General features: G+C 65.5%; 14 protein-coding genes. 4 read left to right on the top strand and 10 right to left on the bottom strand.

Annotated features, from left to right (window positions below; translation table 11 throughout):
* Nucleotides 1-289 precede the first annotated feature (289 nt).
* Complete coding sequence (locus tag ACTODO_RS03190) at nucleotides 290-520, bottom strand: integrase core domain-containing protein (RefSeq protein WP_081445764.1); 231 nt, start codon at nucleotides 518-520, stop codon at nucleotides 290-292.
* Between the two features lie 81 nt (nucleotides 521-601).
* Nucleotides 602-1,294, bottom strand: a complete 693-nt coding sequence (locus tag ACTODO_RS03195; protein ID WP_003791330.1) for a hypothetical protein — start codon at nucleotides 1,292-1,294, stop codon at nucleotides 602-604.
* A 455-nt stretch (nucleotides 1,295-1,749) separates the two neighbouring features.
* Between ACTODO_RS03195 and ACTODO_RS03200 the strand changes: the two genes are divergently transcribed.
* Both ACTODO_RS03200 and ACTODO_RS03205 read left to right on the top strand, forming a co-directional pair.
* Nucleotides 1,750-2,547: a DUF6318 family protein gene (locus tag ACTODO_RS03200; protein ID WP_003791332.1), complete on the top strand. Its 798-nt coding sequence runs from the start codon at nucleotides 1,750-1,752 to the stop codon at nucleotides 2,545-2,547.
* Nucleotides 2,548-3,004: 457 nt separating this feature from the next.
* Nucleotides 3,005-3,514: a hypothetical protein gene (locus ACTODO_RS03205; RefSeq protein WP_003791334.1), complete on the top strand. Its 510-nt coding sequence runs from the start codon at nucleotides 3,005-3,007 to the stop codon at nucleotides 3,512-3,514.
* Nucleotides 3,515-3,737: 223 nt separating this feature from the next.
* Here the strand turns inward: ACTODO_RS03205 and ACTODO_RS03210 are convergent, their stop codons facing one another.
* The 6 genes from ACTODO_RS03210 to ACTODO_RS10755 all read right to left on the bottom strand — a co-directional run bounded on the left by ACTODO_RS03210 (nucleotide 3,738) and on the right by ACTODO_RS10755 (nucleotide 10,817).
* The gene (locus tag ACTODO_RS03210) at nucleotides 3,738-4,652 is read right to left on the bottom strand and encodes an anchored repeat-type ABC transporter permease subunit (RefSeq protein WP_003791336.1); all 915 of its coding nucleotides are present in this window, start codon (nucleotides 4,650-4,652) and stop codon (nucleotides 3,738-3,740) included.
* Entirely contained in the window at nucleotides 4,649-5,368 is a 720-nt protein-coding gene (locus ACTODO_RS03215; protein ID WP_003791338.1) for an anchored repeat-type ABC transporter ATP-binding subunit, read from the bottom strand. Before ACTODO_RS03215 ends, ACTODO_RS03210 begins: the two co-directional genes overlap by 4 nt.
* The gene (locus tag ACTODO_RS03220; protein ID WP_244262505.1) at nucleotides 5,365-6,594 is read right to left on the bottom strand and encodes a choice-of-anchor M domain-containing protein; all 1,230 of its coding nucleotides are present in this window, start codon (nucleotides 6,592-6,594) and stop codon (nucleotides 5,365-5,367) included. Before ACTODO_RS03220 ends, ACTODO_RS03215 begins: the two co-directional genes overlap by 4 nt.
* Nucleotides 6,591-8,204, bottom strand: a complete 1,614-nt coding sequence (locus tag ACTODO_RS03225) for an anchored repeat ABC transporter, substrate-binding protein (RefSeq protein WP_003791344.1) — start codon at nucleotides 8,202-8,204, stop codon at nucleotides 6,591-6,593. Before ACTODO_RS03225 ends, ACTODO_RS03220 begins: the two co-directional genes overlap by 4 nt.
* Nucleotides 8,205-8,275: 71 nt before the next feature.
* Nucleotides 8,276-10,255 carry a TIGR03773 family transporter-associated surface protein gene (locus ACTODO_RS03230; protein WP_003791346.1) on the bottom strand — a complete coding sequence of 660 codons (1,980 nt, stop codon included), beginning with the start codon at nucleotides 10,253-10,255 and terminating at the stop codon, nucleotides 8,276-8,278.
* A gap of 208 nt (nucleotides 10,256-10,463) precedes the next feature.
* Nucleotides 10,464-10,817, bottom strand: a complete 354-nt coding sequence (locus ACTODO_RS10755; RefSeq protein ID WP_131332754.1) for a hypothetical protein — start codon at nucleotides 10,815-10,817, stop codon at nucleotides 10,464-10,466.
* Nucleotides 10,818-11,472: 655 nt separating this feature from the next.
* On the opposite strand from ACTODO_RS10755, the gene ACTODO_RS03240 reads away from it, so the two are divergent.
* Together ACTODO_RS03240 and ACTODO_RS03245 are read left to right on the top strand one after the other, a co-directional pair.
* Nucleotides 11,473-12,801 (top strand): aminotransferase-like domain-containing protein, encoded by a 1,329-nt coding sequence (locus ACTODO_RS03240; RefSeq protein ID WP_003791350.1) that lies wholly within the window; start codon nucleotides 11,473-11,475, stop codon nucleotides 12,799-12,801.
* A 23-nt stretch (nucleotides 12,802-12,824) separates the two neighbouring features.
* A complete protein-coding gene (locus ACTODO_RS03245; RefSeq protein ID WP_003791351.1) occupies nucleotides 12,825-13,853 on the top strand; it encodes a D-alanine--D-alanine ligase family protein in 1,029 nt (342 codons plus the stop codon).
* A 234-nt stretch (nucleotides 13,854-14,087) separates the two neighbouring features.
* Here ACTODO_RS03245 and ACTODO_RS03250 read toward each other — a convergent pair whose 3' ends face one another.
* Entirely contained in the window at nucleotides 14,088-14,717 is a 630-nt protein-coding gene (locus ACTODO_RS03250) for an HAD family hydrolase (RefSeq protein ID WP_003791353.1), read from the bottom strand.
* A 146-nt stretch (nucleotides 14,718-14,863) separates the two neighbouring features.
* Nucleotides 14,864-16,150 carry a ParB/RepB/Spo0J family partition protein gene (locus tag ACTODO_RS03255; protein WP_034511938.1) on the bottom strand — a complete coding sequence of 429 codons (1,287 nt, stop codon included), beginning with the start codon at nucleotides 16,148-16,150 and terminating at the stop codon, nucleotides 14,864-14,866.
* Nucleotides 16,151-16,216 lie beyond the last annotated feature (66 nt).

The following is a 16,216-nucleotide window of genomic DNA, read 5'->3' on the forward strand; positions in this document are numbered from 1 at the left end:
AGTTGGCCGGGAGCATGAACTCGGGAACGTTGAATTAGGTTTCCCTTGCCTCCATACGCACTTCGGGGTTGTCGCACTTGAGTATGCGCGGGTTGAGGTCCACTTGGTTGGACTCATTGACGGTGTAGTAGCCGCGGTCTGCATGGGTACGCAGGTACGCAGCTGACTCCCGACTGAATCCCAATCGTTGTAGACCGATGGTGATGGGATTGTCCGTGCCGTACTCAACGTACTCGTACCAGGCGTTAGGGAACTCGTTGGGCCTGTGTGCAAGTTGTTGACGGTTTGTTTATGCGGCTGTTGTCCAGGCCGCTTCGTGTCGTTCGTCTTCGATGGGGGATTTGGCGCCGAGGCTGGTGTGGATGCGGCGGGGGTTGTAGAAGTCTTCGATCCAGGTGGCGACCCCGGTGTAGACCTGGTTGCGGGTGGTGAAGGTGCGCCGGTAGTAGTACTCGGTTGTGAGGGTAGCCCACAAGGATTCGGCCATCCACTGTCCACACGGCGGGCGGCACGTGCGCATCGAGGGGGTAAGCGACTCTTGTGGGGTCGGCGATGACCGATAAACTAGGTGTCGCCGACCCCACAGACGGTCAGTGATGGGTCACTTGGCGTCCCCAGCATCCCTTTCGAAGCCGATCTGCCAAAACCCCATATCGAGCAGCTTCATCTGGGGATAGGTCAGGTCCTCGGTCTGCATTCCGCGCCGCGCTTCCTCGAGGCGGTCGTTGTGGGCCTCGTAGAAGTCCACAAGCCTAAGGACGGAGTCCGGACTGTATTCCTGCGTCGTCACCTTGTATTTCTTGATGCCGTCGACGAAGAATCTGTCGTACGCGGGCACGCAGCCGAGCGTTCCCATGAGGATTTTCGTGATGAGGACCTGTGACACTGGGCTCGCGACCTCACGCCCTGCGACCTGATTGCGCACTGGCCCGAAATCGTTGGCGATGTCGTTGTACACGTTCGTGAGCTGTGTCTGAACGTCACTGTTTCGTAAATCCGCACACGCGAGTCCAAACAGGCAGTCGTATTCGGGCTTGAGGATCTCCTCGACGATGGGCGACAGCACCTTGTAGTCCTTCTGAAGCAGGAAGGACGAGCCCCGATACATTCCCCAGCTCGCCAGGTAGAAAGCGAGGTGCAGGCTCAAATAGTCATAATCCGGGGAAGGGTCGGTCCGCGCATCTCGGAAGACGCGATAGCAATGCTCCCACGAGCGGGAGCGCCCATTCTCATTCGCGCGCGCATCGTCGTAGAAGGTCTGCGCCGCGTTGATCAACTCCTCAATGGCTTCCATACTTTTCTCCTTGTGTCTCCACGGAAGACCTCTCTTCCTCGAGGGATCTCGTTGTATCAGCGGTTCCTATGCGCGCGGATTCGGATGCGAGTGATCGACCGCCGATCGCGCTGGCACGGGACAGTCGTTCCCAAGCGCCGATGAACAACCCCGCTTCATTTCTCGACAACCATATCGCACGGGGCCGGCATCTGTGTCCACTTGCAAGGCCGATAACTCGGTATCGCCGACCGGTGACAATCTGGGAACACGTCCATACCCACAGGTCACGACGAGGCCGGGGCCAGTCATGCACATACGTGCGGTTGTGGGGGTTTGGGTGGGAGGATTTGCGTGATGGTTGCGCAGCATTCTTAGTGTTTCGTGTCGGTTCTGCGCGTACCCTGATGAGAAAGGACGCGCCCCCAACGGTGGGGGCGCGCCGGAGGATACCTCACCGTGGAGGCACACACACCATGAAGGTCCCACCCCTATCCGAGCGACCCGACACCGAGGAAGAACAGCAAGACTTCCTCGCCCCGCCGTCACGCCGCAAGAAGCGCTCCCTAGCAGCCACGCGCGCAGCGCTGCGCCCATGGGCAATCGGTATCGGCCTCACCGTGCTGGTGGCTGTGGCAGCTGTTGGTGCCTACACGCTGGGCGCGAGTATCGCCTCGTGGAACGATCGCCCCAGCACCGCGGCAACACCCACCGTGCACCCAGCGCCCATGCCGTCAGCATCGAGCGAACCCGCCATGTCGGGCGGATACGCGATCGGCCCCAATGGAGTCCTCGTACGCCCAGCCGAATTCGCAGCAGACACCTACACCAAACCCGAACTACCCGAAGAAGCCAAAGAGAACACCGAACGCGGCGCAGAACTCACCGCTGAGTATGCGGTCGAGACACTCACCTATGCGTGGAACACGGGCGATACACAACCTTTTGCTGATATCACCGAACCTGGAGAGAGTTTCCGGGAGACCTACATCAAGAACATCACCAATCTCTATGCAAATGGGTGGATGTATGACAATAGCTCTACCATCACAAGCATCGTATCGGTGGAACCCGTTACGGACAAGAAGTGGGGAGTGCAGGACGGCACTATTGGGGTCGTATTTAAAGCATCGACCAACAATGGAACTGCTTGTATCGGTCAGCGAATCATAAAAAGTGATACTTCGTTCGATGTGACTTTAGCGTTCTTTATGACCTGGAAAGACGGGCGCTGGATTGTTACTGGAGGAGGCGTATCGCGGGATGGTCAATAAGTTCACATGCATTAGCACTATCGTCCTCGCAGCGGGGATGTCCAGTATCAGTGCGGGCATAGCACTTGCTGACAGCAACACTATCCCCCCGACTAGTTCTTGCGCCGATGCCTTCGGCTCACAACTTGGATTCTGCGCAGATGGAAGTAATGAAGCAGCGAACGTATATCTGCAGGAACAACAGCAGTATCACATTCCCGTAGAGCAGCCGTCGCTTAGCTATCCATGGACCCTGGATGATCAGCGCAACCAGCTGACAGCAGAGGGGGCTTTTGATTCTGCTGCTGACGCGTACGGGGAAGCAGCACGTTGTAAGAACGTCTACGTCAATAGGGCTCCCAACAGCCCCACGGTCTCCGACGATGACACGGTCGACAACTGTCCTCTCCCGTCAGACCCTGAGGGCGGTTCCAATCAGGATCCGGGACGTATTCCCACGACGCGTGACATCCTCTACATGGCAGCCACCACCATTCACCCAGACGGCGCAGGCCTTCACAAGCGGCCCGAAGGGGTGTCGTACACGAACAAGTACATTCCCACGCTCGTTGCCGCCACGCATCCCACGCAGACCCACACTGTCACGCTGTTGGGCCACGACATTACCATCACTCTGACGGCAACGTCCTACACGTGGAGCTGGGGAGACGGGACCCCGGACCTCACCACGATCTCGCCGGGGATGCCCTGGCAAGAAGGCATGGACCCCAACACCGACCCAGCCCTCATCCGCCACTACTACAAGGCTCCCAACGGGTGGAAGTCCTTCCTGGACGGCCCATACCCCAGTGCCACCCGCACCATCACACTCACCACAACCTGGGCGGGCACAGCCACCAACCCCTTCACGGGTGACACCCAGACGATCAATGGCCTGGTCACCACCACCGAAACAACCGGCCCGTTCCCCCTCGGCCAACTCATCGTCAACAACACCGACACCTCAGAAGAAAAACAAGGCCACTAAACACACTGAGGCCCCAGCCCACCATCGTGGGCTGGGGCCTCAACACAGATGTTTCACGTGAAACAATCGCGCACGATCGGCGCGATCAGAAGCGAAACGGTGCTCGTATAGACGGGACTACGGTCACCCACACCGACTCGCGCTCACGAACGCACACGCACGCACCCCGGACACGGGTGCCCCTCAAGCAAGACGAACCCGCAGCCACCACACACTCAAGCAGTCACCCCCGCCTCTCGCGCAATGTGCGCGCGAGGAGGCCGTGCCTCGGCGCGAAGACCCAGGCGAGCACAAAGCACGCGGTCAGCACCAGGACGATCGTGGCGCCCGTGGGCACGTCCAGCGCCCACGACAGGTACAGGCCCACCAGGCCCCCGGAGGCGCCGAGCGCGGGCGACAGGATCAGCATGGTCCCCAGGCGGTCGCACAGGAGCCGCGCGGTGGCCGCGGGGGTGACGAGCAGCGCCAGCACCAGGACGTTGCCGATCGTCTGCACCGAGATGACGACCGCCAGGGCCACAGCAACATACAAAGACAAGTCAGCCAGCAGCACGTGCACCCCCGCGGCCCGCGCACTCTCGCGGTCCAGCGTCACGGCCACAATGGCCCGGTGCGCCAGGAACAGCATGAGCAGCACGAACAACGCGCCAGCCAGCACCACGGGCACATCCGACGCCGGAATACCGGTGATCGACCCGAACAGGAAGTCCTGCAGGCTCCCCGCATACCCGGGTGCCCGCGCGATGATCGCGACGCCGAGCGCAAACGCACCCACGAAGAGCACGCCGATGACGGAGTCCTCCTTGAGCCTGCGGTTCTGCGCCAACAAGGCCACGAGCACGGCGGTCACGACGCCCGCGAGCGCACCGCCGAGCACCAGGGACCCGCCGCACACGAAGGCGATCGCCAGGCCGGGGAACACGGAGTGCGCGACCGCATCGCCGATGAACGCCATGCCGCGCAGGACGACGTGCACGCCAACGCTGCCGCACACGAGCGCGGCGACGACCGCGATGAGCAGCGCGCGCGGCAGGAACGCCAGCGCCGGGTTCGTCAGGTCGCGGAAGAAGTCGTAGGGGCTCAGGAAGTCCGCCGCCGGGACGAGGGCACGTCCGGCCGCGTGGATCACGGTGCTCATGCGCGCACTCCTAGGGCGTCGAGGATCGGGTTGTCGGGTCGCACGTCGAAGGCGCGGATCCACGGGTCAGCGTCGGCGAGCTCGTCGGGACGCCCGGAGGCGACGATGGTGCGGCGCAGCAGGTACAGGCGGTCGCACCCGGCGCGCGCGCCGATGAGGTCGTGCGTTGTCATGAGGAGGGCTCGTCCCCCGTCCGCGAGCGCGCGGAACAGGTCCATGAGCATCTCCTGCGTGGGCATGTCGAGGCCGGTGAAAGGCTCGTCGAGGAGCAGCACGGCAGGCCGGATCGCGAGTGCCCGGGCAACGAGGACGCGCTGGCGCTGGCCGCCGGACAGCTCGCCGATGGGGCGCTTCGCGAGGTCGCGCATGCCCACGAGGGATAGTGCCTCCTCGACGGCGCGGAAGTGCGGGGTCCGCGCACGCCCAAGCAGGCCGCGCCGCACGGTGACGGCCTGGAGGACGGCGTCGCGCACGCTGATCGGGAAGTCCCACGCGAACTCGTGCCGCTGCGGCACGTAGCCGATCGCGCCGTCGGTCTCGACGCTGCCGCTGGAGGGGATGAGCCCCAGGATCGAGCGGATCAGCGTGGTCTTCCCGGCGCCGTTGGGTCCGATGAGGCCGACGAGCTCCCCGGCCTCGACCTCCAGGTCGACGCCCTCGAGGACGCTGCGCCCACCCAGGGACGCGCCCAGTCCGGTGACGCGCAGCTGGCTCACTGCTCCCCTCCCCGATCGACGAGGCCAGGGCCACGCTCGCCCGAGCCCTCACCGCGGGCGGTGGGCAGGGGCGCGAGGATGGAGTCGGCCTCGGCGATGGCGGCCGCCTGTTCGGCGCGGCTGCGGCGCGAGCGCGCGACGACGAGGGCACCGATCACGAGGAGGGACGCCGCGGCGACGGCGATGATCGCGAGGAAGGCCCAGTCAGGCAGCCCGCCCGATGCCGCCCCCGGAGCAGAGGACGCGGGGTCAGCGGCCCCGGAGGCAGCGGGCGCGGCGCCAGAGGAAGAAGCGGAGGAGGAAGCAGACGCACCACCGGCGGGGGCAGCCGCGGGCGCGGCCATGGCCAGGGCCTCGGACGCGGAGGCGGCGTCACCGACGGCGAAGCGCAGGGTCGTGGAGGCGCTCACGGCCTCGCCGGTGGTGGTCGTGCCCAGGAAGGTCACGGTCGCCGTGTAGGTGCCGGGCGCGGAGAACGCCCAGTTGGCGTGCACGTGCGTGCCCGAGTCGATCCACACGTCGCCGGGCGCCGCGCCCGAGTCGGCGAGCAGGAGGGGCTTGCCGAAGGTGCCGGACTGCAGGAACAGCCACGCGCGGCCGGGGCCGGACACGGGGCCGACGCGCATGGTGAGACCTCGGTCGATGGTGGCGGTGACGGCGGGGTCCTGCGTGTTCCAGCCGAGCCACACGACGCCCGGGTTCTGCGTCTGGGGTACGACGTACACGGGCTTGCCGGCGACGTCGGCCAGGAAGGGGTAGTCGGCGGAGTCGGGCGCGGTCATGATGGCCGCATCATTAACGCGCAGGACGGTCTGGTTGGGGTCGCGCCACACGGCGCCGGTCTCGGCGTCGTGGCGCAGGCCGGCGCGCCACTGTCCGTCGATCAGTCGGGGGCCGAGGTCGACGTGCCCGACACTGATTTCGCTGGCCTCATTCGACCACTCCTCGTGCGCTGCAACGCTCTGCGCGAGGTCGGGGTCGGGACTCGGGTCAGCAAAAGAAGAGGGGGCGCCCACGACGATGAGGAAAGCCGACATGATGAAGGCAAGCACCGACATGCCGGTGACCGGCCTCCGGCTAGCCCCGGGGGCGGCGGCGGGGCCTGGCCGGGCTTCGAGATCGACCACTCCGAGCGAAGCTCGCGTGTGGCGATCTCGCGGGCGGGCCGCCGCGACCGGGGCGAAGAGCCGGCGGGCAGCAGCAGACTGGGGAGAGAAGGATTTCATGGCATCTCCTTGCCGCCCAGGCAGCGTGCCAGTGAGCGGGCGTTGTGTTCCATCATGTCGATGTAGGTGGGTGCTTGGTCGTCGAGGGTGTCGCCGTACAGGGGGCAGATGTCCACGCCCGCGTCGGTGGCGGCGGTGCGCAGGGTGGAGCGGGTGCGCGCCAGGTTGGGTTCGAGGAACACGGCGGGGATCGAGGAGTCGGCCAGGGTGGCCTGGAGTTTGATCCGGTCGGCGATGGAGGGTTCGACGCTGGGGTTGGGTGCGACGAATCCGGCGACGGTGAGCCCGTAGGCGTTCGCCAGGTAGGCGTAGGCGTCGTTGGTGGTGACGAGTTTGCGTCGCTCGTCGGGGATGGACGCGATGGTCGAGGCGACGGTGGCGTCGAGCTCGTCGAGGCGCGTCAGGTAGGCGGCTGCGTTGGCCCGGTAGGTGGCCTCGCCGTCGGGGTCGACGGAGATCAGTGAGTCGCGGATGACGCGCACGTACGCTTGGGCGTTGTGGACGTCGTGCCACAGGTGGGGGTCGATGTCGCCGTGGACGTGCTTGCCGAGGACGGCCTGGGGCAGCATGTAGACGTTCGCGCCGGGCTCGCCAATGAAGCGGAACGAGGCCTCCCCGGGGATCGTCGTGAGCGCGCGGGTGGGCACTTCGATAACGACCTGGTCGAGGTCGGTGCATTCCATGGTCGAGGCGACGGCCGCGCCCGTGGTTCCGGCGCCCACGCAGGGGGCCGAGGCCTCGTCCCCGATAAGCGCCCCGGCGTCGGAGGCAAGTTCGACGCGCTTGGTGGTGAGGTTGACGGTGATGTCGGCGTGGCCGGCGGAGAGGACGCGGCGGCCTTCGACGGCAGCGACGTCCTCGGGCGGGGTGCCGACGGCGAAGACGGCGGTGCCTTCCCCGACGCCCACCGGCGTGGCGCCGGGGGTGGTGCGCAGGTTGGCGCGGAAGTGGACGCGGTACACGCCAGGCTGAGTAAATGCCCAGCTCATGTGCTGGTGGGCGTCGGCGGGCAGCTGCGCGGTGTCGGTGTCGTATCCGCCTGCGGCGTTGAAGCCGTCGGAGGTCGCGAAGGCGATCTCGGGCTGCCCGAAGGACGTGGTGAGGTACGCGGCAGCCTGCCCGGGCCCGTCGACGCCGGTGGTCGTCAGGTCGATCTGCGAGGCGCGGGTGGCCCCCATGTCGGCGCCGTCGCCCCACACGCGCATGCCGAGCCACGGGGTGTCGAGGGCGCGGTCTTCGACGAGGGGGAGGATGGTCGCACCGTTCTTGGCGGCCTCCTCGGCGACGGAGACGGAGCGCGATCCGGCGGGCAGGTTGGAGTCGAGGGCGCGGATGAGGGCGTGCTCCTCGAGCATGAGGTAGTTGGAGAAGGCGACGTCCGCGTAGGCCACATCGCGCACTGTGCGCAGGGAGGGCTCCCACGAGTGCGGGTCCGCCCCATTCGGCACCATCTGGGTGACACGGACGCGGTCTCCGGCGACGTTGCGCACGAGGTCGGCGAGGATGCCGGTCGTGGCCACGACGCGCAGTTCGCCATCGCTTGCGGGGTCGGGCGCAGGCGCACAGCCGGCCAGGGTAGCCGTGAGCGCTAACGCCGAGGCAGCGAGCACACACCCACTCCCCCGCCACCCACGGAAGGGGAGGCGGGGGATGAGGGAGAGTCGGCCTCGTAAATGAGGGGTCACAGCGCTTTGCACAGGTTGCGGCGGCGTCCGATCACGCCCACCCACACGCAGGCCGCACCCGTGAGCGCCCAGGTGAGGGAGACGACGGTCAGGGGGATGGTGTCGGCACCGGTGGTGGCCAGGGAGAGGTCGCACTCCTTGCCGGACGCGGTGCGGCCGACGACCTGGGAGACCATGGGTCGCCCGTTGGGGCCGGTCGCACCGGTGGCCGTGAGGTCGCCGCCGGAGCCGAAGCCGCTGCCCGCGAGCGCCGCGCCGTTGGGGGTGACGCGCATGGTGATGGTCAGTGTGTAGGTGCCGGGCGCGGTGAACACCCAGTTCTGGTGGGCGTGCGTGTTGGCGCCGAGCGTGTAGCCGGTGCCCGGGCCGTCGAAGACGTGCTCGCCGACGCCGGAGCCGAGCGCGCCCGCGTTGAAGACGGCGACGCGTCCGGGGCCTTCGACGGCGTCGAGGGTGAACTGGACGGGGCCGGTGGTGCCGGTGACGATCTCTTCGCGCTGGGAGTTCAGGCCCAGCCACGGCACGCCCGCGATCTGGGTGGAGGGGATCAGCCAGACGCTGGAGCCGGGGGTGGCGACGAAGCCGAGGTCGGCGGGCGCGGTGATGCGCGCGGCGTCACCGAGGGCGAAGGTCAGGGACGAGGGGTCGACCCACTGTGCGGGCTGGGTGCGGTCGTCCTTGACGCGGGCGACGAGCGTGCCGTTTTCGATGGCGGGTCCCAGGTCGAAGTGGCCATCGGTGGCGTTGCCGGAGGCGCCGTCGCCGACGCTCACCGTCAGGGTCGTGCGCGCTGTGTTCGCGGGGGCGCTGTTCGAGGCCAGGGTGGCGGCCTCGGCCTCGGTGGCCTCGCGGGTGATGCGGGTGGCGACGCAGCGCTCACCGCCGGTCGTGCCGGAGGTGGTGCGCGCGCCCGAAGAGGGGGCGGGGTTCGCGCCGGTCGTCGTGCCGGTGGTGCCGGTCGTTCCCGAGGTCGTGTCGGGGGCCGGGGCGCTGGGCGTTCCCGTGGCACCGCCCTCGCCCTGGTCCTGGGCGGCCTGGTTGTTCGTGGAGTTCAGGGAGCCGGGGCCCACGCCGGGGGCGGGGGCGGGCTGGGCCTGGTCGGTCGAGGGGGCCGATCCGGACTCGGCGAGGCACGAGGCCTCGTCGGCGACGTCGATCGTGTACGTGCGGGCGGGCGCGACGGCGTTGGCGGCGCCGGTGTTGCCGGGGGTCCACGCGCTGGCCTGGACGGTCAGCGTGTAGCGGCCGGCGCGCGTGAACAACCAGTTGACGTGCTTGTGGGCGGCGTAGGGCTGGTCGATGTCGTCGCCCTCGGGTGCCAGGTCGAAGCTGCCGTCATTGGTGACCGCCTTGGTGCCCTCGGTGAAGCTGGAGGTGAAGGCGTAGATGCGGCCGTTGTCCGGGCCCGTGTAGGAGATGTGGAAGCGCGCGGCGTCATATCCGCCGGCCGTAACACCCAGGGTGTCCCACCCGGGCCACAGCACGGTGGCCTGGTTGTCGCCAGACTGGCCAAGAAGGTACGCGGCGGAGGGAGCGCCGGTCGCCTGGCTAACGGAGGCGGGGATCTGGGTGAGCGTGGACTTGTTGACAGCGAGGAGCGTCTGCTCGGGCTCACGCATGACGCCAGAGCCCGTGGCGTCCTCTTTAATACGGAGGGTCAGGGTGCCGGACGCGTCGGAGCTCAGGTCGAAGATGTCGGCGTGGCCACGATCCAGGGTGGCCGTGGTGCCGGCGGGGGCGGTGCGCATGACGGCGCAGGCGGAAGCGTCGGCCTCGGACGAGGCCGTGGCCGCGTCGGTCGTTGCGGCGTCGGCGGTGGTGGCCTCCTCTGTCGCTACTGCGTCCGCGGTGTCGGCGGTGGCCTCGTCGGCGGCGTGTGCCGCTCCGGGCACGAGGAAAGAGGTAGCCGCGAGGGCCATGGCGGCGAAAGCCCGGGCAGCTGCGCGGCCCGGGTTCCGGTACTTCGTGGGGTTCATGAGGGGGTCCTCTAGGTGCTTCGCACGTGTATATGAATGAGAATCGTTATCATTCTATGCCCGTGACCCCCGCCGCGCAAAGTTCTGGCACCCGAAACCCATGATTGCAGCCCATCCCCTTCATGAGGGCGGCCCCAATTACGGCCAGGCAATGCGGCCGAGAGCTCTGATGACGCCCCGAAACTTCGGTGAGCACCACTCCCCCACCTCAATCGCTGTTGCCATGCCCCTTGCGGGCCAGGGTCGCACATACAGGTGTTTCACGAACCTGCACAAACCGACATAAAAATATCCGAAATTTTGTGATCTGTGGGCGAGCATAGCCGACACAGTAGATGAATTGTGACGGCGTGCGCACGTTTGCGCAGGTGGTGTGCACGTAACCACTTTGCTTTGCAATTGCTTGGTTGTTGATGCGATCGAAATTACTGGCCGAACGGTTGATTGCGCGTTTTGGGAGGGATAAACTATAACCATTAAGCGCCTGACGAAGCTGCCAAGCTGGTCCGGCGCTTTTCTTGTTTGAAACGCAGGGTCGCGCCAACGCCACCCGCGTTGGCACACTCCACGAACGAGATCCGCCGGGTGATCCCCGGCCTCGTCAAACAGGGAATCAGCACAACATACGATCCCACGAGGAGTTCACTCATGTTCTCGACCATCGACGTCATGGTTGCCCAGGCCCACATCGATCAGCTCAACGAGCTCGCCGACGCCAAGCGCCTGGTGAAGGCCGACCGCCACTGAGCGAATTTCGGCCACACCGGAGTTCCACGCAAGTCCGCAGACCCGCAGGGGCTGCGGACTTTTTGCATACTGTCACGCGCACGCGGCACCACTCCCCTACCTAGCGCACGACCAGCGCATCACCACGGGGCTATATCAATGCACCGGACACCACGAGGCTTGCCAGCGCTGCTAGGCCTGGCTGCGGTGCCCGTGGGCGGTGGCGGGGCCTGGCCGGGCTTTGTGACGACGCGCCGAGCGAAGCTCGCGGCGCGGACGGCTCGCGGGCGGGCCGCCCCCCACGGGCACACAGAGCAGCCCGGCCGACACAGCAGCCGGGGCCTCCGGCGCCTGGAACACGAGCGCCACCACAACCAATGTTTCACGTGAAACACCTGCCCAACCACCGGCCCCGTTACCCCGTATGGCCAGGAAAGTGGCACACTTGACCTATACGGTTCTATGTAACTTCATGCAAAGGATGGCATGCCTTGACTCAGCCTTCGACCAACGGCGGCACCCCGGCCTCGTCCGGGCGTACGCCCTCGCAGGGAAACCGCCTCGACCCCTGGTACGACGTCTACGCGGACCGCGCACACAACCTGCGCGCATCCGAGATTCGAGCTCTCTTCTCGGTCGTGTCGCGCCCCGAGGTCGTCTCCCTCGCAGGCGGCATGCCGAACCTTAAGGATCTGCCCCTCGATAGGCTCGCGGCGTCCGCGGAGAAGCTGGTTCGCAACCACGGCGCGCAGGCCATGCAGTACGGCAGCGGCCAGGGCTGGGAGGTGCTGCGCGAGCGCATCACCGAGGTCATGGCATATGACGGCATCGTCGGCGCTGACCCGGACGACGTCGTGGTCACGACAGGCAGCCAGCAGGCACTCGACCTCGTCACGGAGCTGTTCGTAAACCCCGGCGACGTTATCCTCGCCGAGGCCCCCTCGTACGTGGGCGCACTGGGCGTGTTCCGTGCGCGCCAGGCGGACATCGTGCACGTCCCCATGGACGAGAACGGCATCATTCCCGAGGCCCTGGTGGAGACGATCCGCGACGTGCGCGCTTCGGGCCGCACGATCAAGTTCATCTACATCATCCCGAACTACCACAACCCCGCCGGCGTGACGTTATCCGCCGAACGCCGCCCGATCATCGCCGAGATCTGCTTGCGCGAGCACGTCCTGATCGTCGAGGACAACCCCTACGGTCTGCTCGGCTTCCACAACGATCCCCTGCCGGCCATCGCCTCGTACAGCCCCGAGGGCGTCGTCTACCTGGGTTCCTTCTCGAAGATGTTTGCTCCCGGCTTCCGCATCGGCTGGGCGTACGCGCCGCACGCGATCCGCGCGAAGCTGGTCCTGGCCCTCGAGTCCGCGATCCTGTGCCCGTCGATGGTGGGCCAGATGGCGATCGCCGACTACCTGAGCAACTACGACTGGTACGGCCAGGTGAAGTCTTTCCGCTCGATGTATGCGGAGCGCTGCCGCGCGATGCTCACCTCGCTCGAGGAGTACATGCCGTCGTGCACGTGGACCGTGCCGGACGGCGGCTTCTACACGTGGGTGACACTGCCCGAGGGCCTCGATGCGAAGGCCATGCTGCCGCGCGCAGTGCGCGCCCAGGTCGCGTACGTGTCGGGCACGGCGTTCTTCTACGACGGTTCGGGCTCCAACCACCTGCGCCTGTCGTTCTGCTATCCCACTCCCGAGGAGATCCGCGAGGGCGTTCGCCGCCTTTCGACGGTCGTCAACGCGGAGAAGGAAATCGTTGACATGTTCGGTACGGCTTCGGGCAACGAGGCCGGGGCCGGTTCCGACCGCTAAGAATTACCTGAGGAGACACCCCCATGGCTACCAAAGTTCTGATCATTGCCGGCGGTCTGACGCACGAGCGTGATGTGTCGGTCCGTTCGGGCCGTCGCGTCGCGAATATCCTGACGCAGTTCGGCTACGACGTGCGTATTTCCGACGTCGACGCGTCTCTTGCGGAGGCCATCTCGTCCTTCTCCCCCGACGTTGTGTGGCCGCTCGTGCACGGCTCGATCGGCGAGGACGGCTCCCTGCAGTCCTTCCTCGAGTCGCTGGGAATCCCCTTCGTAGGCTCGTCGTCAGTGCAGGCGATGCTCGCCTCAAACAAGCCCACGGCGAAGGCTCTGCTGGGCTCTGCGGGCCTCGCAACGCCCGGCTGGGTGACGCTTCCGCAGGCGATTTTCCGCCAGCTGGGCGCCTCTCACGTGCTATCTGCGCTCGAGGGCTCGGTGTCCTTCCCCGTCGTCATTAAGCCGACGGACGGCGGCTCCGCGCTTGGTATTTCAACTGCTCAGGACGCCAAGGCACTGCGCCGCGCGATGGTGGATGCCTTCGCTTACGGCCAGCGCCTGATGGTCGAGCAGCGCATTGACGGCCGCGACGTGGCTGTTTCCGTCGTCGATCTGTGGGACGGTCCCGTGGCCCTGCCCCCGGTCGAGGTGTCGACGGATCGTGGCCGCTACGACTACGATGCCCGCTACACGACAGACGAAACGGAGTACTTCGTTCCCGCACGTCTCTCCGACGAGCTTCTCGCGGACCTGCAGGCCGCGGCCGTCGAGGCCCATACGACGCTGGGTCTGCGCGACCTGTCTCGCATGGACTTCGTGGTCGACGACGAGGGCACCTGCTGGTTCATTGACGCGAACGTCGCGCCGGGCATGACCGACACGTCCCTCCTCCCCCAGGCCGCTGACGCGCTCGAGGACTCGTCTTTCGCGCAGCTGTGCGCCGATATCGTTGATTTCGTGGCCGGTGGCCGCGAGGTCCACAGCGTCGACTACGTGATCGACGAGGAAGGCGTCGGCGTCATCATTTCAGAGGACGCCGAGGCGACCGAGGAGTAATCGCTCATTCAACGCGCTGTGGGCCCGGGAGAATCATCCTCCCGGGCCCACATGTTTCACGTGAAACAACGTCCATCTTGTGTGTGCACGCTTCGACTGACGACGTTCACACGTGACTCGCGGTGGGCGCGATGCTACAGAGACACCACATCGAACCGAGAATCCGTTCTGTGTACGCCTCTGTGTCGTTTTCGCGATTCCAAGCGTCGGACAGTTTCGCCGACACAGAGCACCTCAGAGAAGCACCCCGAGCTCTTTCAGACGCGCTTCGGCGTCCTCAACGCCCTTCCAGACGATGCCCTGCACGCCGAGCAACTCTGCCGCACGAACATTCTCGCGACGGTCGTCGATGAACACGACGTCCTCATGGGGCACGTTGAGACGCACGAGGACGTCACGATAGATGCCGCGCGAGGGCTTACAGACACCGTAGTGGCATGAGAAAGCAAAGAAGTCGAACAGACTCCCCCACTCGGAATGACGAATGGCCTTGGCCACCGGGTATGGAGTATTCGATAGAATACCGACCCGCACGCCCTGGTGACGAAGCCGACGCACGAGACCCAGAGCCTCCTCGTTTGCAGTTTCCATCCGCGAGGTATCGAGAGCCACAAGTTGCTTCAGAAGAGCACTCGTAGGCTCTGGATGGCCGCAATCCCCTGCGATCCTATCCCAAAAATCACGATCGGGTAAGCCCGCATCATAGTCCCCCCGATGCGTCCACATCGCCTGGTCCACGAGCGTTGTGAGGCCGCGAGAGCCATCCCCAAACAGTTCGGCGATCGCTTGTGGGTCCGGGTGGGTATCGACGAGGACGCCACCGACATCGAAAAGCACGGTGCGCGAACTGCCTTGGGCGTTCATGCCTTTCGCTCCTTCTGGTACTGCGAGGGCCCGACGACGGACCCTTTAGAGGTAGTTTAAGCGTTAATTCATCCGAAGATTAGCTCAGGAAATGTCGCGTACGGAACATACTGCGCGTGATCTGCGAAAAGAACTATGAAGTTAGATCAGTGAAGGATAAGGTCTGCGATTCGCTGGAGATCCTCGGATCCTGCGAATTCGATGACGATCCGGCCCTTCTTACGCCCCTCGGTAATGGTCACGCGCGTATCGTACGCGTCGGAGAGCGCCGACACGACGCTCTCCCCCAGCTGCGACAGTGGGCGCTGCTGGCGTGCGCGTGGACGCGGGGTTGCCTTCGCCTTACCGAGGCGAACGATCTCTTCAGTAGTACGCACGGAGAGACCCTCGGCGACGATGCGCTCGGCCAGTCGTTCCATCTCCGCGGGCGTCGACAGAGACAGCAGCGCACGGGCGTGGCCGGCGGTGATGACCTGAGCGGCGACCTTCTTCTGGACGGACGGCGGGAGCTTGAGGAGGCGCAGGGTGTTTGCAATCTGCGGGCGCGAGCGGGCGATTCGCTTGGCGAGCTCTTCCTGAGTCGCGCCGAAATCCGCCATGAGCTGCTGGTATGCGCTCGCTTCTTCCAACGGGTTGAGCTGGGCCCGGTGGAGGTTTTCCAGGAGCGCATCGCGGAGCAGGTCCCCGTCTTCGGTCTCCCGGATGATTGCTGGAATCGTGGTTTCGCCGGCGAGCTCGGAGGCGCGCAGGCGGCGCTCACCCATGATCAGTTCGAAGCGTGCTTCAGGCTTTTCGGCGAGGAACTCGGTGAGCTTCTCAGAACGACCCTTCGCGGGGATACTACGAACGACGACGGGCTGGAGAACGCCGACCTCCTTGATCGAGGCCGACAGTTCCTTCAGATCATCCTCGTCAAAGACCTCTCGAGGCTGCTTTGTGTTGGGAACGATCTGATCGATCGCAATTTCAGCGAAGGATGCACCGGGCACCGGAAGAAGCTCGAGATCAACGGATGTTTCACGTGAAACATTCTGTTCTTCGCGCTTGTCTACTTCGTTCACAGAAGCGTCTTTCGCGGGCACACGAGCAGCCTTCTGGCGGGAACCTGAGCCATCGTTTCCACCGCCGAGACCGCTGCGAGAGCCAGCGCCGCGACGTCCACCGGCCGCCTCGACAGACGGCATCGTCGGACGCTTCTTCTTCGACGAGGCAGTGCCACGCTTGGGCTGCAAAAGATCCTTCGCAGAACCTCCACGCTTGCCGCCGGAGCTGCCTTCGGGGAAGAACACGTCGAGGGGACGGGAGGGCGCGGAAGGTGCGCTATGCGGCGTCTGCTCGCTAGCCTGAGGGATGAGAGCGCCAAGACCACGGCCGAGACCTGCATGCTTGCGAGCGCCCTTACGGCCATCAGACTTCGATGCTGCATCCGCCATTGCAATACTCCTTCAATTGCGTCGGTTCATTGTTTCACGTGAAACATTGGCATGCGCTCAGCTAGT

The sequence above is a fragment of the Schaalia dentiphila ATCC 17982 genome (assembly GCF_000154225.1).
GTDB lineage: Bacteria > Actinomycetota > Actinomycetes > Actinomycetales > Actinomycetaceae > Pauljensenia > Pauljensenia dentiphila.